At 72.8% G+C, this 20,031-nt stretch carries 17 protein-coding genes; 1 reads left to right on the top strand and 16 read right to left on the bottom strand.

The genetic code is table 11. The annotated features are described in order from the left end of the window. Position 1 precedes the first annotated feature (1 nt). The 16 genes from ACVWNX_RS29300 to pgsA form a co-directional block, all read right to left on the bottom strand. Complete coding sequence (locus ACVWNX_RS29300) at positions 2 to 2,548, bottom strand: RelA/SpoT family protein (RefSeq protein WP_454411195.1); 2,547 nt, start codon at positions 2,546 to 2,548, stop codon at positions 2 to 4. Positions 2,549 to 2,987: 439 nt separating this feature from the next. Next, on the bottom strand, positions 2,988 to 3,443 hold the full coding sequence (locus tag ACVWNX_RS29295) for a hypothetical protein (RefSeq protein WP_454411194.1): 456 nt from the start codon (positions 3,441 to 3,443) through the stop codon (positions 2,988 to 2,990). Between the two features lie 1,018 nt (positions 3,444 to 4,461). Further along, a complete protein-coding gene (locus ACVWNX_RS29290; RefSeq protein ID WP_454411193.1) occupies positions 4,462 to 5,001 on the bottom strand; it encodes an adenine phosphoribosyltransferase in 540 nt (179 codons plus the stop codon). After that, positions 4,998 to 6,086 (bottom strand): protein translocase subunit SecF, encoded by a 1,089-nt coding sequence (gene secF, locus ACVWNX_RS29285; protein ID WP_454411192.1) that lies wholly within the window; start codon positions 6,084 to 6,086, stop codon positions 4,998 to 5,000. The genes ACVWNX_RS29290 and secF overlap by 4 nt, the downstream gene beginning before the upstream one ends. A gap of 1 nt (position 6,087) precedes the next feature. Further along, the gene (secD, locus tag ACVWNX_RS29280) at positions 6,088 to 7,872 is read right to left on the bottom strand and encodes a protein translocase subunit SecD (RefSeq protein WP_454411191.1); all 1,785 of its coding nucleotides are present in this window, start codon (positions 7,870 to 7,872) and stop codon (positions 6,088 to 6,090) included. Between the two features lie 138 nt (positions 7,873 to 8,010). Then, positions 8,011 to 8,499, bottom strand: coding sequence for a preprotein translocase subunit YajC (yajC, locus tag ACVWNX_RS29275; protein ID WP_454411190.1), 489 nt, complete (start codon positions 8,497 to 8,499; stop codon positions 8,011 to 8,013). 163 nt (positions 8,500 to 8,662) lie between these two features. Beyond that, positions 8,663 to 9,745 carry a Holliday junction branch migration DNA helicase RuvB gene (gene ruvB, locus ACVWNX_RS29270; protein ID WP_454411189.1) on the bottom strand — a complete coding sequence of 361 codons (1,083 nt, stop codon included), beginning with the start codon at positions 9,743 to 9,745 and terminating at the stop codon, positions 8,663 to 8,665. A gap of 73 nt (positions 9,746 to 9,818) precedes the next feature. Continuing rightward, positions 9,819 to 10,424: a Holliday junction branch migration protein RuvA gene (ruvA, locus tag ACVWNX_RS29265; protein ID WP_454411188.1), complete on the bottom strand. Its 606-nt coding sequence runs from the start codon at positions 10,422 to 10,424 to the stop codon at positions 9,819 to 9,821. Beyond that, complete coding sequence (gene ruvC / locus ACVWNX_RS29260; protein ID WP_454411187.1) at positions 10,421 to 10,957, bottom strand: crossover junction endodeoxyribonuclease RuvC; 537 nt, start codon at positions 10,955 to 10,957, stop codon at positions 10,421 to 10,423. Before ruvC ends, ruvA begins: the two co-directional genes overlap by 4 nt. A gap of 201 nt (positions 10,958 to 11,158) precedes the next feature. Beyond that, positions 11,159 to 11,911, bottom strand: a complete 753-nt coding sequence (locus ACVWNX_RS29255; RefSeq protein WP_454411186.1) for a YebC/PmpR family DNA-binding transcriptional regulator — start codon at positions 11,909 to 11,911, stop codon at positions 11,159 to 11,161. Positions 11,912 to 12,073: 162 nt separating this feature from the next. Beyond that, a complete protein-coding gene (pdxT, locus tag ACVWNX_RS29250; protein WP_454411185.1) occupies positions 12,074 to 12,724 on the bottom strand; it encodes a pyridoxal 5'-phosphate synthase glutaminase subunit PdxT in 651 nt (216 codons plus the stop codon). Between the two features lie 218 nt (positions 12,725 to 12,942). Then, the gene (pdxS, locus tag ACVWNX_RS29245) at positions 12,943 to 13,875 is read right to left on the bottom strand and encodes a pyridoxal 5'-phosphate synthase lyase subunit PdxS (protein ID WP_454411184.1); all 933 of its coding nucleotides are present in this window, start codon (positions 13,873 to 13,875) and stop codon (positions 12,943 to 12,945) included. A gap of 247 nt (positions 13,876 to 14,122) precedes the next feature. Then, positions 14,123 to 14,665 carry a LemA family protein gene (locus ACVWNX_RS29240; RefSeq protein WP_454411183.1) on the bottom strand — a complete coding sequence of 181 codons (543 nt, stop codon included), beginning with the start codon at positions 14,663 to 14,665 and terminating at the stop codon, positions 14,123 to 14,125. A gap of 46 nt (positions 14,666 to 14,711) precedes the next feature. Further along, the gene (locus ACVWNX_RS29235; protein WP_454411182.1) at positions 14,712 to 15,872 is read right to left on the bottom strand and encodes a glycosyltransferase family 4 protein; all 1,161 of its coding nucleotides are present in this window, start codon (positions 15,870 to 15,872) and stop codon (positions 14,712 to 14,714) included. Beyond that, on the bottom strand, positions 15,869 to 16,816 hold the full coding sequence (locus ACVWNX_RS29230) for a phosphatidylinositol mannoside acyltransferase (protein WP_454411181.1): 948 nt from the start codon (positions 16,814 to 16,816) through the stop codon (positions 15,869 to 15,871). Before ACVWNX_RS29230 ends, ACVWNX_RS29235 begins: the two co-directional genes overlap by 4 nt. Beyond that, a complete protein-coding gene (pgsA, locus tag ACVWNX_RS29225; RefSeq protein ID WP_454411180.1) occupies positions 16,813 to 17,499 on the bottom strand; it encodes a phosphatidylinositol phosphate synthase in 687 nt (228 codons plus the stop codon). The genes ACVWNX_RS29230 and pgsA overlap by 4 nt, the downstream gene beginning before the upstream one ends. Before the next feature lie 248 nt (positions 17,500 to 17,747). Here pgsA and ACVWNX_RS29220 point away from each other — a divergent pair, with 248 nt between their 5' ends. Beyond that, positions 17,748 to 19,946, top strand: coding sequence for an elongation factor G-like protein EF-G2 (locus ACVWNX_RS29220; RefSeq protein WP_454411179.1), 2,199 nt, complete (start codon positions 17,748 to 17,750; stop codon positions 19,944 to 19,946). Positions 19,947 to 20,031 lie beyond the last annotated feature (85 nt).

Here is a 20,031-nt window from a genome sequence, read left to right as displayed (position 1 = left end):
GTCAGGGCCTGCGGGCGGAGGTGACGCGGTAGACGTCGTAGACGCCCTCGACGCCGCGGACCGCCTTGAGGACGTGGCCCAGGTGCTTGGGGTCGCCCATCTCGAAGGTGAACCGCGAGGTGGCCACCCGGTCCCGGGAGGTCTGGACGGCCGCCGAGAGGATGTTGACGTGCTGGTCCGAGAGGACCCGGGTGACGTCGGAGAGCAGCCGGGAGCGGTCCAGCGCCTCGACCTGGATGGCGACCAGGAACACTGAGGACTGGGTGGGCGCCCATTCGACGTCCAGGATGCGCTCGGGCTGCTTGGACAGGGAGTCGACGTTGACGCAGTCCGCGCGGTGCACCGAGACCCCGCTGCCCCGGGTGACGAAGCCGATGATCGGATCGCCAGGCACCGGGGTGCAGCAGCGGGCCAGCTTCACCCAGACGTCGTCGACGCCCTTGACGACGACACCCGGGTCGGTGGAGCGGCGCTTGCGGGCGCGGCCGCGCGCGGGCGGCACGCCCTCCGCGATGTCCTCGCTGGCGGCCTCCTCGCCACCGAGCGCCTGGACCAGCTTCTGGACGACGTTCTGGGCGGCGACGTGGCCCTCGCCGATCGCCGCGTACAGCGAGGAGATGTCCGGGTAGCGCATCTCGTGGGCGAGGGTGACCAGGGAGTCGCCGGTGAGGATGCGCTGGATGGGCAGGTTCTGCTTGCGCATCGCGCGGGCGATGGCGTCCTTGCCCTGTTCGATGGCCTCGTCGCGGCGTTCCTTGGAGAACCAGGCCCGGATCTTGTTGCGGGCCCGGGGGGACTTGACGAAGCCGAGCCAGTCCCGGGAGGGGCTGGCGGTGGTCGCCTTGGAGGTGAAGACCTCGACCAGGTCGCCGTTGTCGAGGGTGGACTCCAACGGCACCAGGCGCCCGTTGACCCGGGCTCCTATCGTGCGGTGGCCGACCTCGGTGTGCACGGCGTACGCGAAGTCGACGGGGGTGGCGCCCGCGGGGAGCGCTATGACGTCGCCCTTGGGCGTGAAGACGAAGACCTCGTTGCGGGAGAGGTCGAAGCGCAGCGACTCCAGGAACTCGCCCGGGTCCTCGGTCTCCTTCTGCCAGTCGAGGAGCTGGCGCAGCCAGGCCATGTCGTTGACGGCAGCGCCGTCCTTGCCCGCCTTGCCCGACGGGCCGCGGGGCGCGTCGGTGCGGACCTTGGAGGCGCCCGCCACGGCCTCCTGCTTGTACTTCCAGTGCGCGGCGATGCCGTACTCGGCGCGGCGGTGCATGTCGAAGGTGCGGATCTGGAGTTCGACGGGCTTGCCGTTGGGGCCGATCACCGTGGTGTGCAGCGACTGGTACATGTTGAACTTGGGCATCGCGATGTAGTCCTTGAAGCGCCCCGGAACCGGGTTCCAGCGCGCGTGGACCGTGCCCAGCGCCGCGTAGCAGTCGCGGACGGTGTCCACCAGGACGCGGATGCCCACCAGGTCGTAGATCTCCGCGAAGTCCCGGCCGCGGACGATCATCTTCTGGTAGACGCTGTAGTAGTGCTTGGGACGGCCGGTGACGGTCGCCTTGATGCGGGCGGCCCGCAGATCGGTCTGGACCTCGTCGGTCACTATGGCGAGGTACTCGTCCCGCTTGGGGGCGCGCTCCGCGACGAGCCGGACGATCTCGTCGTACATCTTGGGGTAGAGGATCGCGAAGGCGAGGTCCTCCAGCTCCCACTTGATGGTGTTCATGCCCAGCCGGTGGGCGAGCGGGGCGTAGATCTCCAGCGTCTCGCGGGCCTTCTTCTCCTGCTTCTCCCGCTTGAGGTAGCGCATGGTGCGCATGTTGTGGAGCCGGTCCGCGAGCTTGATGACCAGGACGCGCGGGTCCTTGGCCATCGCGACGACCATCTTGCGCACGGTCTCGGCCTGCGCCGCCTCGCCGAACTTGACCTTGTCCAGCTTGGTGACGCCGTCCACCAGCAGGGCGACGGTGTCCCCGAAGTCGCGGCGCAGGGTGTCCAGGCCGTACTCGGTGTCCTCGACGGTGTCGTGCAGCAGCCCGGCCATCAGGGTCGCCGGGTCCATGCCCAGCTCGGCGAGGATGGTGGTGACGGCGAGCGGGTGCGTGATGTACGGATCGCCGCTCTTGCGCTTCTGACCGCGGTGCCAGCGCTCGGCGACCTGGTACGCCTTCTCGATCTGGCGGAGGGTGGCCGTCTCGGTCTTGGGGTCGTTGCCCCGCACTATCCGCAGCAGCGGTTCCAGGACCGGGTTGTACGGGTTGGAGCGCTGGACGCCCAGCCGGGCGAGACGGGCGCGGACCCGGTTGGAGGAGGCGGAACGCGCGGGGGTCTGCCCCTGGGAGGTCCGGGCGGGGACCGGCGCGGGGGCGGCGGGAGCGGGCCGTGGCGAGGGTTTGGGGCGCGAGGCGTCCTCCGCCCGGCCGCCGCGCTTGTCGGCGGGCTTGGCCTGTCGCGTGTCCTGCGCGGGCCTGGCGGTCGCGGTGGTGCGGGCCGCCGCCGCCCGTTCTGCCTGCGGATCGGGCGTGGCGGCGACTGGCTGGGGCTCGTCTGGCAAGTGCGCTCCTCGTGCGCTTCCGGGTCCCCCGGTCAGGTCCCGGAAGCCCATGGTATCGACCCCGGGCCGTGCCCTCCTGTCGTGCCGGGCGGGGTGCCCGGCGGGGGCGGTCACCGGGGGCGCCCCCATGGGGTCCCGCCGTCCTCCGCCGGGACGGGCGCTCCGGGGGCACGGGCTCCCGGGGCGGGCGGCGGTGGCCTGGCACCGGGCGGGGCGGTCCGGCGGGGGCGCGCCGACGGCGCCCCGGCATATGCCTGGCGATGTTGCCTGGGGGTGCCGCCGTGACCCATGGGACATCCTGTGCGCCGGTCAACGCAAGAGACGGGCCCGGAATTCCTTCCGGGCCCGTCGGGGTACCGCACACCGGACGCCGCCTCTCCCGAGGCACCCGGTCACTTCCGGTCGGTCGCGCCCGCTCCCGGGGGAGCGGGCGGCACGACTAGCGCCACTTGAAGAGCGAGGCGCCCTTCACCTTGATGGCCTTGTTGGCGGCCACGTTGCCCCACGGCACGTTGCGGATCGAGCCGCTGCGGCCGCAGCCCGCGTTGAACCACTTCTCACGACCGTTGACGAAGCCCTTGACCTGGATGCAGGGCGCGCCACGCTCGGCGGTCCACTGGTAGGCGGCCTTGTAGCGGGGGTTGCCGAAGATCGAACAGGTGCCGTCCGTGATCGTCTTCCAGCGCAGCGGGATGCCGACCGCGTTCTTCCAGCGGCCGGAGCAGGCCGCGCCGATCTCGGCGGCGGACGCGGGCGCGGTGCTGGTGAGGACGATCTCGACCGGCTTGTCCTGCTTCACCGGCGCGGCGGCACCCGCGGGGGTGGCCGCCACGGACACACCGGCCACCGAGACGAGCGTCAGGGCCCCAACGGCGAGCTTCCGAGAAATCTGCATGTTCTTTCCCTCCGTTTTCCGTCCCTTGCGGGGCGGCTGACGGAGATATTGGCGGGAAAAGCGGGGCCCCACCAAGCGAGTTGAGGAACATTTGAGCCAGACGGGAACGAGAGGCGGCGCTTCAGCCGTTATCCCTGCAAGCCCTCGCCTCTGACCTGCGGTTTTCCTTTCCATCCGCCAAGGGATCACCCCCATCAGAGGGATATCCCATTCCCCCGCGATAACGTCTCGCCCTACAGAAGGCGGGCTTCGGAAACCCCTGGGTTCCACCAAAATACGGGTCGCCCCCAAACCTCCGCCGGGCGGGGGAAACTCCTCTCGGCGAGGCACCGGACAGAGCACGGGAGGCGGGCCCGGACCGTTCCCCGGACCCACCCCGTCACTTCCCTCCGACCGGCTCCGCCCGCCGCCTCACACGGCGGGCGGGGAGACTAGCGCCACTGGCGCCGCAGCCCGCGTCGAACCACCGCACGTTGCCGTTGACGAAGCCCTTGAGCGGCCGCACGCCGACTCCTCAAGGGCTTGAGGAAAATCCGAACAGGAATCAATCAACTTGGGATTTCAACCATAAAAAACACCCCCTGACCTGCACTTTTCCATTCACCCACCAGGCGAATTCCCCCAACCGGAGGGACTTTCATCCGTCAAATGCCGACTACACCCACACATGACGGATTGCTTAATGGAAGTGGCGTGTTTCAAATCCACTGAGCGGATGGTGGAGAACAAGCCATGCCTCGTGGAAGGAGGGGGTCGGGCACCCGAAGCGTCCCTGCGCAGGGGGGTGCGCCGCTCGGGGACCGGGTGGACTCCGGCCAGGAACCGGTCCGGCGGGGGTGCGGACGCGAGCGGACCGTACGGGAGTGGAGGTCCCCGCCACCGGGTGGGAGAGCGCTCCGGGAACGCTCGCGAGCGGACGGACGGGCCCGTGCGGCGGACGGGAGCGGCTCCCGGTGGGGGACGGCGAAGGGGCCGCCCCAGCGGATGCTGGAGCGGCCCCTTCGGGGTGTCGCGGGTGTCAGACGGTGATCAGCGCGTGGAGGGGAGCCCCGTCCAGGGCGCCCTCCAGACGGGTCCGGCCGTCCAGGAAGCCCAGTTCCATCAGGACGGCCACCCCGGCGACCTCGGCGCCCGCGCGGCGGATCAGCGACAGGGACGCCTCGGCGGTGCCTCCGGTGGCGAGGACGTCGTCCACGACCATCACCCGGTCACCCGGGGCCAGGTCCTCGGCGTGCACCTCGATCTCGGCGGAGCCGTACTCCAGGTCGTACGCCTGGCGCAGGGTCGCCCCGGGGAGCTTGCCCGCCTTGCGGACCGGGATGAAGCCCACGCCCGCGCGGACGGCGACCGGAGCGCCCAGGATGAAGCCCCGGGCCTCCAGACCGACGACCTTCGTGGCCCCGGACCGCACCGTGACCTCGGCCAGGGTGTCGGTCAGCGCCGTGAACGCCTCCGGGTCCGCCAGCAGCGGGGTGATGTCCTTGAACACCACGCCCGGCTCCGGGTAGTCCACCACGTCGCGGATGCGGCTCAGGAGCAGCTCGCTCACCCCGGTCATCCGCGCTTCCCCGAGGGACGGCCGTGGCCCCGCTGGACGCGGGGACCCACGACGGCGGGCTGGGCGCCGTCCGTGAGGTCGTCGTTCCCGGGACGCCCGCCCGTCTCGTCGTCGGCGCCCTCCTGGGCCCGCTTGGCGAGCACCCGCTTCTTGAGCGCCTTCATCTGGGGCTCGCGCTCCTTGAAGTCCGCGACCAGCGGGGTGGCGATGAAGATGGACGAGTAGGCACCGGCCGCGAGACCGACGAACAGCGAGAGCGAGATGTCGTTGAGCATGCCCGCGCCGAGCACACCGCCACCGATGAACAGCAGACCCGCGACCGGCAGCAGGGCGACGACGGTGGTGTTGATGGACCGCACCAGGGTGCTGTTGATGGAGCGGTTGGCGACCTCGCTGTAGGTGAAGCGGGTCTGCTTGGTCAGGTCCTTCGTCTGTTCCTTGAGCGAGTCGAAGACGACCACCGTGTCGTACAACGAGTAACCGAGGATGGTCAGCAGGCCGATGACCGTACCCGGGGTGACCTCGAAGCCGACCAGCGCGTAGACACCGACCGTGATGGTGATGTCGTGGATCAGCGCGATCAGCGCGGCGAGCGCCATCCGCCATTCGAAGGCGATCGCCAGATAGATCACCACGAGGATCATGAACACGCCGAGGCCGGTCCACGCCTTGTTGGCGATCTGCTCGCCCCAGCTGGGTCCGACCAGCTCCGCGTTGATCTCGTCCGCCTTGACGCCCAGTTCCTTGGCGAGCGTGGGACGGATCTGGTCGGCCTTGGTGGTGTCGACGTTGCTGATCTGGATCCGCATGCCGCCGGTGCCCAGCTCCTGCACGATCGCGTCGTGCCCGGCCGCCTCCTCCGCGACCTTCTCCGCCTGGGCGGCGGAGACGCTCGCCTTGGGCGTGGTGAAGACGGCACCGCCCTGGAACTCGATGCCCATGTTCAGGCCGCGCACCGCGAGGCCGACGATCGCCGTGATGGTGATCAGGATGGAGACGCCGTACCAGAAGCGGCGCTTGCCGACGAAGTCGTATCCGATCTCGCCGCGGTACAGCTTGGCGCCCAGTTCGCCGAGTCGCGACATGTCACGCCTCCTTCGGGTCGGTCAGAGGGGCGGACGGGCGGCGGGTGCGGCGCAGCGGGGGCTTGATCCCCAGGCGCTTCGGGTCGAAGCCGGACCACGGGTGCCCCTCCGCGAAGAACTTGGTGCGGGCGAGCAGGGTCAGCAGCGGCTTGGTGAAGAAGAACACCACGACCACGTCGAGCAGGGTGGTGAGGCCGAGCGTGAACGCGAAGCCCTGGACCTTGCCGACCGTCACCACGAACAGCACCGCGGCGGCGAGGAACGACACGAAGTCGGAGACCAGGATGGTGCGCCGGGCACGGGGCCAGCCGCGCTCCACGGCGGGCCGCAGCGAACGGCCCTCGCGGACCTCGTCGCGGACCCGTTCGAAGAACACGATGAACGAGTCGGCGGTGATGCCGATGGCGACGATCGCGCCGCAGACGGCCGGAAGGTTCAGCGCGAAGCCGATGGCCGGGCCGAGCAGCGACATGATCACGTAGGTCAGCACCGCGGAGGCCAGCAACGAGGCGATGGCGACCAGGGACAGACCCCGGTAGTAGACCACCAGGTAGATCACCACGAGCGCGAGGCCGATGGCACCCGCGATCAGACCGGCCTCCAGCTGCTCACCGCCGAGCGCGGCGGTGACGGTGGTGACGCTCTGCTCCTCGAAGGTCAGCGGCAGCGAACCGTAGGAGAGCATGTTGCCGAGGTTGCTGGCCTCTTCCTGGGTGAAGCCGCCGGTGATCCGGGCCTGACCACCGGTGATCGCGGTGTTGACGGACGGGGCCGAGACGATCTCGCCGTCCATGACGATCGCGAACTGGTTCTGCGGAGCGGCCTTGGTGGAGATCTCCGACGTGATCTTGCCGAACTCGTCGGCGCCCTTCTTGTCGAAGTCCATCGTGACGATCCAGCCGTCGAGGCCCTCGGGGTCGAGAATGGCCTTGGCGTCCGTGATCTGCTTGCCCTCGACGGAGACGGGGCCCAGCGCGTACTTGAAGCCGGCCCGCGGGTCACAGGCAACGACCGGGTCGGTCGGCTTGACCGCGCGCGTCTTGTCGCTGGCCTTGAGGCGGGACTCGACCGTGGAGCAGTCGAGCGCTTCGAGCTCCTTGCCGAGGGCCGTGGCGGCTTCCTGGGCGGCGGCGTCGGCGGACGACGTGGCGGAGGGCTCGGCGGAGTCGCTGGCCGAGGCGCTGGGGGTCGCGTCGGCGCGGAGGGCGCCGGTGACCGCGCGGCCCTGGGTGGTGGCGTCGTCCGAGGGGGTGGCGGAGGCGCTGGAGGAGGCGGAGGGCTCGGCGCTCTCCTTGGCGTCCTCGCCCTCGTCCTTCTTCTTGTCCGCGTCGCCGGAGGCGCTGGGGGACGGGCTCGTCGACGCCTCGCCCTCCGGGGTGGCGGGCAGACCGGTCAGGACCGGGCGGAACGACAGCTTGGCGGTCGTACCGACCTGCTCGCGTGCCGTTTGCTCGTTGGTGCCCCGGGGGATGTTGACGATGATGTTGTCATTGCCCTGGGTCTGCACCTCGGCCTCGGACACGCCGAGGCCGTTCACGCGCCGCTCGATGATGCCGACGGCGGTTTCCATGTTGGTCTTGTTGACCGCGTTCTTCTGACCGGGCTCGTTCTTCGCCTTGAGCGTGATGCTCGTACCGCCGGCGAGGTCGATTCCCAGCCGCGGGGTGCTGTGCCCCGAAAGGAACATCCCCCCGGTGAGCGCCACCATGGCGATCAGGAACAGGACCAGCGTGCGCATGGGCTTTCCCTGCGCGGTCGGCTTACGGCCCTTCTTGGGTGCTGCCACCTTGTCGTTTCTCCCTCTCCAGCCGTCCCGCGCGGGTCGGGCGCCGACGGCCGGTCACTGGTGTGGAGACGCGGCGTGAAGCCAGCACGACCCGGGAGCCCGCGCGCGTGAGCGGTGCGGCGGGGCTCCCGGGCGTGACTACTTCGCGTCGGACTCGCCGTCGGTCTTCTTCGGCTCCGCGTCGGCCTTCTGCTCGGCCCCGTCCGCCGCGTCCCCGGCGGTGGCGTCCTTCTTGCCAAGGTCGATGCGGGCGTCGGCGTCGGCGGCTTCGGTGAGGGAGGAAGCGTCGTCGGGGACGACGGTGCCGTCGATCTCGTCGGCCCCTTCGTCCTCGTCGGTGAAGTCGGCGCCGTGGACGAGACGGTTGTACTCGTCGTCCTCGAGGACGGCACCGATCGCGTTCTTGGCGAAGATCAGGTGGACGCCGGGGGCCGCTTCGACGAGGACCGTGTCCTCGCTGACCTCCTTGACGGTGGCGTACATGCCGCCGATCGTGCGGACGCCGGATCCGGGCTGCATCTGGTCCCGCATCTGGACGGCCTGCTGCTGCTTCTTCTTCGCAGACCGCGTCATCAGGAACATGGCCCCGATGAGCACGATGAACGGGAGGAGGGTCACGAGACTCACGGGTCGGAACTTCCTTCAAGGGACCGCTTGCGGCGCGGCCTGGTCATTGGGGGTGTGTGACGCCCCGATAAGGGGGGCATCGGCGGAGTCTAAGCGAGTCCGCGCTGCTGGAACAACGCTCAGCATCGCACCGGGGTTCCCCCGACCGCGAGGATCCGCGCCGTCACGCCCCGAAGAGGTCCTGTTGTCCCGTTCCGCCCGGGAAGGCTCCCGGGGCCCCCTGGGGGGCGGTGAGACCGAGGTGGGCCCAGGCCGCCGGAGTGGCCACCCGGCCACGGGGAGTACGCGCGAGCAGGCCCTCGCGGACCAGGAACGGCTCGGCGACCTCCTCGACCGTCTCCCGCTCCTCCCCCACCGCGACGGCCAGGGTGGACAGCCCGACCGGGCCGCCGCCGAAGAGCTTCAGCAGTGCCTCCAGCACCGCCCGGTCCAGCCGGTCCAGGCCCCGGTCGTCCACCTCGTAGACCTTCAGGGCCGCGGCGGCGACCTCACGGGTGATCGCGCCGTCCGCCTTGACCTGGGCGTAGTCGCGGACCCGGCGCAGCAGCCGGTTGGCGATGCGCGGGGTGCCCCGGGAGCGTCCGGCGATCTCGGCGGCGCCCCGGGGGTCGATCCGGACGTCGAGGAGTCCGGCCGAGCGGTGCACCACCCGTTCCAGTTCGGCGGGGACGTAGAACTCCATGTGCGCGGTGAAGCCGAAGCGGTCGCGCAGCGGCGGGGGGAGCAGTCCGGCGCGGGTGGTGGCGCCGACCAGGGTGAAGGGCGGCAGCTCCAGCGGGATGGCGGTGGCGCCGGGGCCCTTGCCGACGATCACGTCGACGCGGAAGTCCTCCATGGCCATGTAGAGCATCTCCTCGGCGGGCCGCGACATGCGGTGGATCTCGTCGAGGAAGAGGACCTCGCCCTCCTGGAGCGAGGAGAGGATCGAGGCCAGGTCGCCCGCGTGCTGGATGGCGGGGCCGCTGGTGATCCGGATGGGGGCGCCCATCTCCGCCGCGATGATCATGGAGAGGGTGGTCTTGCCCAGTCCGGGCGCGCCGGAGAGCAGTACGTGGTCGGCGGTGGCGCCCCGGGCGCGGGCGGCCCTCAGCACCAGGTCCAGTTGTTCGCGGACCTTCTCCTGACCGATGAACTCGTCCAGGTCCTTGGGGCGCAGGGCGGCCTCCACCGCCTGGTCCTCACGGTCGGCGGACGCGCCCACCAGCCGGTCGGCGGAGGTCTCGTCGGTCGTGTCGTCCCAGTTCATCAGGTGTGCCTCGGGGGTCGTGGCGCGGTGGCCGGACGGGGCGCGTACGGGCGCGGGGCGGAGCGGGGCCGGGTCAGCGCGCCCGGTTCAGGGTCTGGAGCGCGGCCTTGAGGAGCTGGCCCACCTGGGGGGCGCCCCCGGCGGCCTCGGCCTGCGGGGTGACGGCGGCCACCGCTTCCTCGGCCTCCCGGGGGGCGTACCCGAGGCCGATGAGGGCGGCGTGCAGCTGGTCCTGCCAGCCGGGGGCGGTCCGCACGGCGGCGGGGGCGGTGCCGACCGGGGCGCCGAGGCGGTCCTTCAGCTCGATGAGGAGCTTCTGGGCGCCCTTCTTCCCGATGCCGGGGACGGCGGTGAGCGCCTTCTCGTCGGCGGTGGCGACGGCGCGGCGCAGGGCGTCGGGGCTGTGCACGGCGAGCATGGCCTGGGCGAGCCGGGGGCCGACGCCGCTGGCGGTCTGGAGCAGCTCGAACGTCTGGCGTTCGTCGTCGTCGGCGAAGCCGTAGAGGGTCAGGGAGTCCTCGCGGACGACCAGGGAGGTCGCGATCCGGGCGGGCTCGCCGACCCGGAGCGCGGAGAGGGTGCCCGGCGAGCACTGGACGGCGATGCCGATGCCGCCGACCTCGACGACGGCCCCGTCGGGGGCGAGCGAGGCGACCGGGCCGCTGACGAAGGCGATCATCGGGTGACCTTCCGGGTGAGGGCGCGGGCCTCTTCGTGGGCCCGCTGGAGGCGGTTCACCGCGGGGGCGCGCCAGATGTGGCAGATGGCGAGGGCGAGGGCGTCGGCGGCGTCGGCGGGCTTCGGTGGTGCGGCGAGCCGCAGGATGCGGGTGACCATGGCGCCGACCTGGGCCTTCTCGGCCCGGCCGCTGCCAGTGACGGCGGCCTTGACCTCGCTGGGGGTGTGCAGGGCGACGGGCAGGCCGCGACGGGCGGCGCAGAGCATCGCCACGGCGCTGGCCTGCGCGGTGCCCATGACAGTGCGGACGTTGTGCTGGCTGAAGACCCGTTCGACCGCGACGTACTCCGGGCGGTGTTCGTCGAGCCACTCCTCCAGGCCGCGCTCGATGGCGACCAGCCGGTGGGCGACCTCCGCGTCGGCGGGGGTCCGGATCACTCCGACGCCGACCATGGCGAGCGGCCGTCCGGCGACTCCCTCCACGACCCCGACCCCGCAGCGGGTCAGCCCCGGGTCCACCCCCAGTACGCGCACGCCTTGCCCCTCTTCCCGTCGATCATCTGTCCGGCAGGCTACCGGGCCCCACTGACAACGGCGGACGGCGCGCGGTCGCGCGCCGTCGGCGGCCGTCGCCCGGTGGGGCGGGAAACGCGTCGGCGGGCCGACGGGGTGCTCCCCGTCGGCCCGCCGTCGCGGGGCGGCGCGCCGCCCGTACGCGGTCGGACGCGGTCCGGATCAGGCGTCGACCTTCTCCATGACCTCGTCCGGGACGTCGAAGTTGGCGAAGACGTTCTGCACGTCGTCGCTGTCCTCCAGGGCGTCGATCAGCTTGAAGATCTTCCGGGCGCCCTCCTCGTCCAGCTCCACCTGCATGGTGGGGACGAAGTTGGCCTCGGCGGAGTCGTAGTCGATCCCGGCCTCCTGGAGGGAGGTGCGGACGGCGACCAGGTCGGACGCCTCGCTCAGCACCTCGAAGGACTCGCCGAGGTCGTTGACCTCTTCGGCGCCCGCGTCCAGGACCGCGCCGAGGACGTCGTCCTCGCTCAGCTCGCCCTTGGGGACGATCACCACGCCCTTGCGGTGGAAGAGGTACGACACCGAGCCCGGGTCGGCCATGGAGCCGCCGTTGCGGGTCATCGCCACGCGCACGTCGGAGGCGGCGCGGTTGCGGTTGTCGGTGAGGCACTCGATGAGGACGGCGACGCCGTTGGGGCCGTAGCCCTCGTACATGATCGTCTCGTAGTCGGCGCCACCCGCTTCGAGACCGCCACCGCGCTTGATCGCGGAGTCGATGTTCTTGTTGGGCACCGACTGCTTCTTGGCCTTCTGCACGGCGTCGAAGAGCGTCGGGTTGCCGTCGAGGTCGACGCCGCCGAGGCGGGCCGCGACCTCGACGTTCTTGATCAGCTTCGCGAAGAGCTTGCCGCGCTTGGCGTCGATCACGGCCTTCTTGTGCTTCGTCGTGGCCCATTTAGAGTGGCCGGACATCTGCCTGTCTCCTTCGCGTAACCCATCTCTTTACGAACGCCAGCGATCCTACAAGGATCGCGCGGCTCTCCGTCCGCGTCCCCGCCCCGGCCCGGCGGACGGCGGTGTCGTCCCGGGGCACGCCCGGCGCGCGCGCCGTCCGGACGGGGCGCGCTCCGGCGGTCAGCCCAGGGCGGCGACGGCGGCGCGGACCGTCTCCACGAAGAGGGCGTGCACCCGGTGGTCGCCGGTCAGCTCCGGGTGGAACGAGGTGGCGAGCGCGTTGCCCTGGCGGACGGCGACGATCCGGCCCGCGTGGGTCGCCAGCACCTCCACGCCGGGGCCGGTCGACTCCACCCAGGGCGCGCGGATGAAGACGCCCTCCACGGGTGCCCCGTCGATCCCGGCGACCTCCACGGCGGCCTCGAAGGACTCGTTCTGCCGTCCGAAGGCGTTGCGGCGGACCACCATGTCGATCCCGCCGACGGTGCGCTGGCCGGAGCGGGGGTCGAGGATCTCGTCCGCGAGGAGGATCAGGCCCGCGCAGGTCCCGTAGACGGGCAGGCCCGCGCGGACCCGCTCGCGCAGCGGTTCCAGCAGCCCGAAGAGGACCGCCAGCTTGGAGATGGTGGTGGACTCCCCGCCGGGGACGACCAGCCCGTCCACGGCGGCGAGTTCCTCCGGACGGCGCACCGGCCGGGCGGTGGCGCCCGCCGCGACGAGGGCGGCGAGGTGTTCCCGGACGTCGCCCTGGAGGGCGAGCACCCCGATCACGGGGGCGTGGTCGCCGGGGGCGGTGGTGTGCCGCGGAGGCATCGGGGTGGTGGTCGTCATGGCGGGGGCCTGTGCCTCGCTGTCCGTTGCGGAAGGGTCGGTTGGGGTGCCGATGGGCGCGGATACGGGGTACGGCGCCCGCGCGGGCGCCGTACCGGCCGTACCGGGGGGTGCGACGGGCCCGTCACCCGGGGGCGGGAGCCGTCACCCGGGACGGGGACCCTCACGGGACCGGAGCCGTCGCGCGGGGGCGGGCCGTCACGGGGTGACGGAGGCCGTCACCAGCCGCGGTTGGCGTACCGCTCGGTCTCGGGGAGGGTGTCGCAGTTGATGCCGACCATGGCCTCGCCCAGGTTGCGGGAGGCGTCCGCGATGACCTTGGGGTCGTCGAAGAAGGTGGTGGCGCGGACGATCGCGGCGGCGCGCTTGGCCGGGTCGCCGGACTTGAAGATGCCGGAGCCCACGAAGACGCCCTCGGCGCCGAGCTGGCGCATCAGGGCGGCGTCGGCCGGGGTGGCCACGCCACCGGCGGAGAACAGCACCACCGGGAGCTTGCCCAGCTCGGCGACCTCCTTGACCAGCTCGTAGGGGGCGCGCAGCTCCTTGGCGGCGGCGTACAGCTCGTTGTTGTCGTAGCCGCGCAGCCGGGCGATCTCGTTCTTGATCTGGCGCAGGTGCCGGACGGCCTCGACCACGTTGCCGGTGCCCGCCTCGCCCTTGGAGCGGATCATCGCGGCGCCCTCGGCGATCCGGCGCAGCGCCTCGCCCAGGTTGGTGGCGCCACAGACGAACGGGGTGGTGAAGGCGAACTTGTCGGAGTGGTTGACCTCGTCGGCGGGGGTCAGCACCTCGGACTCGTCGATGTAGTCGACGCCGAGGGCCTGGAGGACCTGAGCCTCGACGAAGTGGCCGATCCGGGACTTGGCCATCACCGGGATCGAGACGGCGTCGATGATGCCCTCGATCATGTCCGGGTCGGACATCCGCGCCACGCCGCCGTCCTTGCGGATGTCGGCGGGGACCCGCTCCAGGGCCATGACGGCGACGGCGCCCGCGTCCTCGGCGATCTTCGCCTGCTCCGGGGTGACGACGTCCATGATCACGCCGCCCTTGAGCTGCTCCGCCATGCCGCGCTTGACGCGCGCGGTGCCGGTGGCGACCGACGACTCGGCGGGGACGGTCTGGTCGGTGCTGGGAAGCGTGCTGGACACGGGGGGACCTCGCTCGGGGAAGGAGCTCACGGGGAGCCGGGAAGGGGATCTGCCGTCCCGAGGAAACCCTTCCGGCGCGGCGGGCGACAAGGGCCAATGGGGAGCCGGTGGATCGTTTTGGCCTGTTCAGGGGCGCGACGTCGGCGTTCCCCGGCCCCGCGCGGCGTCCGGAGCGGGGCGGCCGGGACACCACGGGGTCCGGCCCCGGACCAGGAGCGCGGCCCCGGACCAGCGGGTGCGGCCGGGGCTACGGGGTGCGCTCGGCCAGCGCGGCCGGGGGCTCGTCGTCCATCTCGAAGGCCATCGGGAAGGGCGCGTGGCCCGCGAGGCGGAACCAGCGGACCTTGCGGTGGCGGCGCAGGGCGCGCGCGGCGCGGACGGCGTCGTTGTGGAACCGGCGGGCCATCGGCACCCGGCGCACCGCCTGGGCCAGTTCGCCGGTGGCCTCCTCGCCGCCCGGCACCTCCCGGACCGCCTCGATCTGCTGGGCCTCGCCGAAGACCGCGCGCAGCGCCTGGCTCAGCTCGCTCTCGGCGACCTCGCGGTGCTCCTCCTCGGCCTGCCGGGCCTCGTGCGCGGCCTCGTAGAGGACGATCGAGGCCGCCGGGTCGAGCACCCCCGAGGTCGCCAGCTCCTGGGCGACGGAGGCCCGGCGCAGCAGTTGGGCGTCGAGGGCGGCGCGGGCCGCGTCGATGCGGGTGTGCAGACGGTCCAGCCGTCCCGCGGTCCAGCTGAGGTAGAGGCCGACGGCCACGAGGGCCACGGCGATCCAGATCCATGTCGAGGTCACGGTGGGTAAGGCTAGCCGCCCGGGGGCGGCCCGCCGTGGCGCGCGGTCAGTTGCCGATGCCGAGGCGGGCGCGCAGCCCGGTGGCCCGTTCGTCGGCGGCGACGGCGGCGGCCCCGGCGGTGACCGTCTCGTAGACGGACAGGATGTCGGCGCCCACGGTGGACCAGTCGAACCGGCGGACGTGCTTGCTGCCGTGGTCGCTGAGTGCGGCGCGCCGGTCCGGGTCGCCCAGCAGCCGGACGGCGGCGTCGGCGAGGGCGTCGGCGTCCTCGTTGGCGAACAGCTCCCCCGCCGCGCCCCGGTCCAGGACCTGGGCGAACGCGTCGAGGTCGGAGGCGAGCACCGGCGCTCCGGCGGACATGGCCTCCACCAGGATGATCCCGAAGCTCTCGCCGCCGGTGTTGGGGGCGACGTACAGGTCGACGCTGCGCAGCAGCCGGGCCTTGTCCTCGTCGCTGACCATGCCGAGGAACTCGACGCGGGAGCGGAGTTCCACGGGCAGCGACGCGACGGCCTCCTCCTCGTCCCCGCGTCCGGCGACCAGCAGCCGGGTGCCGGGGCGCTCGGCGAAGATCCGGGGCAGGGCCCGCATCAGCACCGGCAGTCCCTTGCGGGGCTCGTCGATGCGTCCGATGAAGCCGATCGTGCCGCCCTGCCATTCGGGGCGGGGTTCGGCGCGTTCGAAGAAGTCCACGTCGACGCCGTTGGGGATGACGACCGCGTCGCCGCCCAGGTGCTCGACCAGGGTCCGCCGGGCGTACTCGCTGACCGCGATCCGGGCGCTGATCTTCTCCAGCGCGGCCTGGAGGATCGAGTACGCGGCGATCATGGCCCGGGAGCGCGGGTTGGAGGTGTGGAAGGTCGCCACGATCGGCCCCTGCGCCGCCCAGCAGGCGAGCAGCCCCAGCGAGGGGGAGGCGGGCTCGTGGATGTGGATGACGTCGAAGGTGCCGTCGTGCAGCCAGCGGCGGACCCGGGCGGCGGACAGGAAGCCGAAGTTGAGCCGGGCCACCGAGCCGTTGTACGGGACGGGGACCGCGCGGCCGGCGGAGACCACGTACGGCGGGAGCGGGGTCTCGTCGTCGGCGGGGGCGAGGACGGAGACCTCGTGGCCGAGCCGGATCAGATGCTCGGCGAGGTCCCTGATGTGGAACTGGACGCCGCCGGGGACGTCCCAGGAGTACGGGCAGACGATGCCGATCCTCATGCCGTTCCCCGCTCGTCGGTCGCGGACGGTCCGGTCGTCCCGGGGGCCCGCGCGGGATCGAGGTCGGCGAGCCACAGCCGCTGGAGCATGTGCCAGTCCTCCGGGTGTTCGGCGATCCCCGTGGCGAAGGCGTCCGCCAGGGCCTGGGTCATCACGGACGTCTTCTCGGCGCGGGTGCCCTCCCCGGGCACGTCCACGGGCGGGTGGACGCGTCCGCGCATCAGCTTCGGGCCGTCGTACCAGAGGGTGACCGGCAGCAGCAGGGCGCCGGTCTGCTGGGCGAGCAGCGCGGGTCCGGCGGGCATCCGGGCGGGCTGTCCGAAGAACCGGACCTCCGTCCCGGAGGCGGACAGGTCGCGGTCGGCGACCAGACAGACCAGGCCGCCCGCGCGCAGCCGCCGGGCGAGGGTCCCGAAGGCGGCTCCGCCGCTGTGCGGCAGCACCTCCATGCCGAGGCCCTGGCGGTAGGCGACGAAGCGGTCGTAGAGGCTCTCCGGCTTCAGCCGTTCGGCGACGGTGGTGAACGGGATGCCCAGCGCGGTGGTGACCCAGGCCCCGGCGAGGTCCCAGTTGGCGAGGTGCGGCAGGGCGAGGACGACGCCCCGCCCGGAGTCGAGTCCGTCGGTGACGCGGTCGATGTCGGCTATGACGCAGCCGGAACGCACCCGCTCCGGGCTCCAGGCGGGCAGCCGGAAGGACTCCATCCAGTAGCGCAGATAGGAGCGCATCCCGGCGCGGGAGAGCCGGGCCAGCCGCTCGGGGCCCGCGTCCGGGACCACCCGGGCGAGGTTGGCCTCCAGCCGCAGCACTCCGGCGCCGCGCCGCTTCCAGGCCAGGTCGGCGACGGCGCGGCCGAGCCGGTCGGCCGCCGGTTCCGGCAGCTTGCGCACGGTGGCCCAGCCGGTGCCGTAGAGGGCGTCGACGAGCCGGTCGCCGGTGCTCATCCGGCCGCCTCGCCGCCGCGGGCGCTCTGGCCGCTGGGCGGGCGGGGGTTCTCGGCGTCGGCCTCGGCGGCCTCGCGGCGGACGGTGATCACCCGCTGGACGAGGGTGACGAGGCTGCCCACGGCGACGATCCAGAGCGCGATCGGCAGCAGGACGTCCACCCCGGGGACCCCGAAGGCGTGCAGTCCGGCGACGCCCGCGGCCACCAGCGAGACGACCAGCCGTTCGGCGCGCTCCACGAGGCCGTTGACGGCGACCGGCAGTCCGATCGACTCGCCGCGCGCCTTGGTGTACGACACCACCTGACCGCTGGCCAGACAGAAGATCGACACCGCGCAGAGCACGTTGTCGTCGCCCTGTCCGGCGTACCAGAGGGCGAACCCGCCGAAGATCGCGCCGTCCGCGACCCGGTCGAGCGTGGAGTCGAGGAACGCCCCCCAGCGGCTGGAACGGCCGAGCTGGCGGGCCATGTTGCCGTCGACCAGGTCCGAGAAGACGAACAGGGTGATGACGACGGTGCCCCAGAAGAACTCGCCCCGGGGGAAGAAGACCAGCGCGCCCACCACCACTCCGGCGGTCCCCAGCAGGGTCACCGTGTCGGGGCTCACCCCTCGGCGGATCAGAAACGCGGCGAACGGTGTGAGGACACGCGTGAAGAATGCACGCGCGTACTTGTTCAGCATGGCCTTCCCGGAGGTTCGGTGGTCCGGACGGCCTCACTGGCCCCCGGCTGGCCCATCGTAGTCACGCCCGGCCGTGGACTCCCCTCTGGCATCGCGCGCCACGGGCGGCGCGTCCGGCGGGTGGCCGCCCCGGGCCGGGCGTGGAAAGCTCGGAAGGGACCGTGGGCGCGTCACGCCGCCCCGCTCGCACCGGGCCCCGCGTGGCCGCGCCGGACGGGTCGTCGACCGTGTGCGCCGGGAGGCAGGTCATGGGTGACAGGACGGGCGGACGCCCCGGGGCCGCCGAGGGGGCGGTGACCGCCGACTCCCCCGCGTCGGTGCGGAACGTGGCGTTCGTCGGACACAGCGGAGCGGGCAAGACGACCCTGGTGGAGGCGCTGGCGCTGACCACGGGGGCGGTGCCCCGGGCGGGCCGGGTCGAGGACGGCGACACCGTCTCCGACCACGACGGGATCGAACGGCGCCAGCACCGCTCGGTGCGGCTGTCGCTGGTGCCGGTGGCCTGGCGCGGCCACAAGGTGAACCTGCTGGACACCCCCGGTCACGCGGATTTCGCGGGTGAGCTGCGGGCCGGGCTGCGGGCCGCCGACGCGGCCCTCTTCGTGGTGTCGGCGGCCCAGAACCCCGAGGTGACGGCCGGGGCGACCCGGTCGCTGTGGGAGGAGTGCGAGGCCGCCGGGGTGCCCCGGGCCCTCGTGGTCACCCATCTGGAATCGGCGCGCGGCGGCTTCGAGGAGACGGCGCGGCTGTGCGCGGAGGTCTTCGGCGGTGACGACCCGGACGCGGTGGTGCCCCTCCAGTCGCCGGTGCGGGGCGCGCCCGGCCCGGACGGGCACGCCCCGGTGACCGGGCTGCTGGACCTGCTGTCGGGACGGCTGGCCGACTACGCCCCGGGGACCCGGGTGGAGTCGGCGCCGGACCCCGCCGCGGCCGCCGCCGCCCGTGGGGCCAGGGAGGCGCTGATCGAGGCGGTCATCTCCGGGAGCGAGGACGAGGACCTCATGGAGCGGTACCTCGACGGCGCGGACCTCGGGGCGGACGCGCTGCTGGGCGATCTGGAGCGGGCCGTGGCGAGCGGGGCCCTCCACCCGGTGCTGGCGGCGGCGCCCGCCGCGTCGGGCGCCCGGCAGGGGCTCGGCACGGTGGAACTGCTGGACCTGGTGACCGCCGGGCTGCCGGCCCCGCCGGAGCGTCCGGCGCCCGCCGTGGCCACCCCGTCCGGACGGGCCCGCGCGGACCTCGGCTGCGATCCGGACGGCCCGCTGGTGGCGGAGGTGGTGAGCACCGGGTCCGACCGGTACGCGGGCCGGGTCTCGCTGGTGCGGGTGTTCTCCGGGACGCTGCGGCCGGACCAGGTGGTGCACCTGTCGGGGCGCGGGCTCGCCGGGCGGGAGCGGGACGCCCATGACGCCGATGTCCGCACCGGCGGGCTGACCTCGCCGTTCGGGGAGCGGCGGCTCGCCCTCCCGTACTGCGTGGCCGGGGACCTGGCGTGCGTGTCCCGGCTGGACGACGCGGAGACCGGTGACACGCTGTCCGCGCCCGGCGACCCGCTGGTGGTGGCCCCCTGGGAGCCGCCGGAGGCGTTGCTGCCGGTGGCGGTGCGGGCGCACGGCGGGGCGGACGGGGAGCGGCTCTCCTCGGGCCTGGCCCGGCTGGCCGCCGAGGATCCGGCGGTGCGGACGGAACACGACGGGGCCACCGGTCAGCTGGTGCTGTGGTGCGTCGGGGAGGCGCACGCCGAGGTGGTGCTGGAGCGGCTGCGCGACCGGTACGGGGCGCGGGTGGACGTGGTGCCCCACGAGGTGGCGCTGCGGGAGACCTTCGCGGGCCGCGCGGAGGGGCTCGGGCGGCACGTCAAGCAGTCGGGCGGGCACGGTCAGTTCGCGGTCTGCGCGATCGAGGTGGAGCCGCTGCCCGGGGGTTCGGGGATCGAGTTCGTGGACGGGACCGTCGGGGGCTCGGTGCCCCGGCAGTTCGTCGCCTCGGTGGAGAAGGGGGTCCGCGCCCAGGCGGCGAAGGGCGTGGTGGACGGCCGTCCGCTGACGGACGTGCGGATCACCCTGCGGGACGGGAAGGCGCACGCGGTGGACTCCTCGGACGCCGCGTTCCAGACGGCCGGGGCGCTCGCCCTGCGGGAGGCGGCCGGGCACGCCCCGGTCCGGCTGCTGGAGCCGGTCGCCGAGGTGCGGGTGCTGGTCGGGGACGACTACGTGGGCCCGGTGCTGGGCGATCTGACGGGGCGTCGGGGACGGGTGACGGGCACCGAGCGGGAGCCCGGGGGCCGCACCCTGGTGCGGGCCGAGGTGCCGGAGCGGGAGATCGAGCGGTACGCGGTGGAGCTGCGGGTGCTGGCGCACGGAACCGCGCGGTTCAGCCGGGCATACGCGCGGCACGAGCCGGTGCCCCGGAACGCTGTCGAGCGGGTGGGCGGCGGGCGGCGCTAGGGGCGGGGGCGGGGCCGCGCGGCGGATCGGTGCCGGAGAGTGTGGCACCTGGAGTCCGGGGCCGGGTCGCACTCCGGGGCCGGGG

The organism is Streptomyces sp. JNUCC 64, assembly GCF_054484115.1.
Note: the sequence above shows the minus strand (reverse complement) of the source record. Positions and strands in the feature narration are given on the sequence as shown.

Bases quoted from the DNA above. Each gene is read 5' to 3' on its own strand.
- secF (WP_454411192.1), bottom strand. From the start codon at position 6,086: ATGTCGCGACTCGGCGAACTGGGCGCCAAGCTGTACCGCGGCGAGATC.
- ACVWNX_RS29235 (WP_454411182.1), bottom strand. From the start codon at position 15,872: ATGAGGATCGGCATCGTCTGCCCGTACTCCTGGGACGTCCCCGGCGGC.
- pdxT (WP_454411185.1), bottom strand. From the start codon at position 12,724: ATGACGACCACCACCCCGATGCCTCCGCGGCACACCACCGCCCCCGGC.
- ACVWNX_RS29230 (WP_454411181.1), bottom strand. From the start codon at position 16,816: ATGAGCACCGGCGACCGGCTCGTCGACGCCCTCTACGGCACCGGCTGG.
- ruvB (WP_454411189.1), bottom strand. From the start codon at position 9,745: ATGAACTGGGACGACACGACCGACGAGACCTCCGCCGACCGGCTGGTG.
- ACVWNX_RS29290 (WP_454411193.1), bottom strand. From the start codon at position 5,001: ATGACCGGGGTGAGCGAGCTGCTCCTGAGCCGCATCCGCGACGTGGTG.
- ACVWNX_RS29220 (WP_454411179.1), top strand. From the start codon at position 17,748: ATGGGTGACAGGACGGGCGGACGCCCCGGGGCCGCCGAGGGGGCGGTG.
- ACVWNX_RS29255 (WP_454411186.1), bottom strand. From the start codon at position 11,911: ATGTCCGGCCACTCTAAATGGGCCACGACGAAGCACAAGAAGGCCGTG.
- ruvA (WP_454411188.1), bottom strand. From the start codon at position 10,424: ATGATCGCCTTCGTCAGCGGCCCGGTCGCCTCGCTCGCCCCCGACGGG.
- ACVWNX_RS29295 (WP_454411194.1), bottom strand. From the start codon at position 3,443: ATGCAGATTTCTCGGAAGCTCGCCGTTGGGGCCCTGACGCTCGTCTCG.
- pgsA (WP_454411180.1), bottom strand. From the start codon at position 17,499: ATGCTGAACAAGTACGCGCGTGCATTCTTCACGCGTGTCCTCACACCG.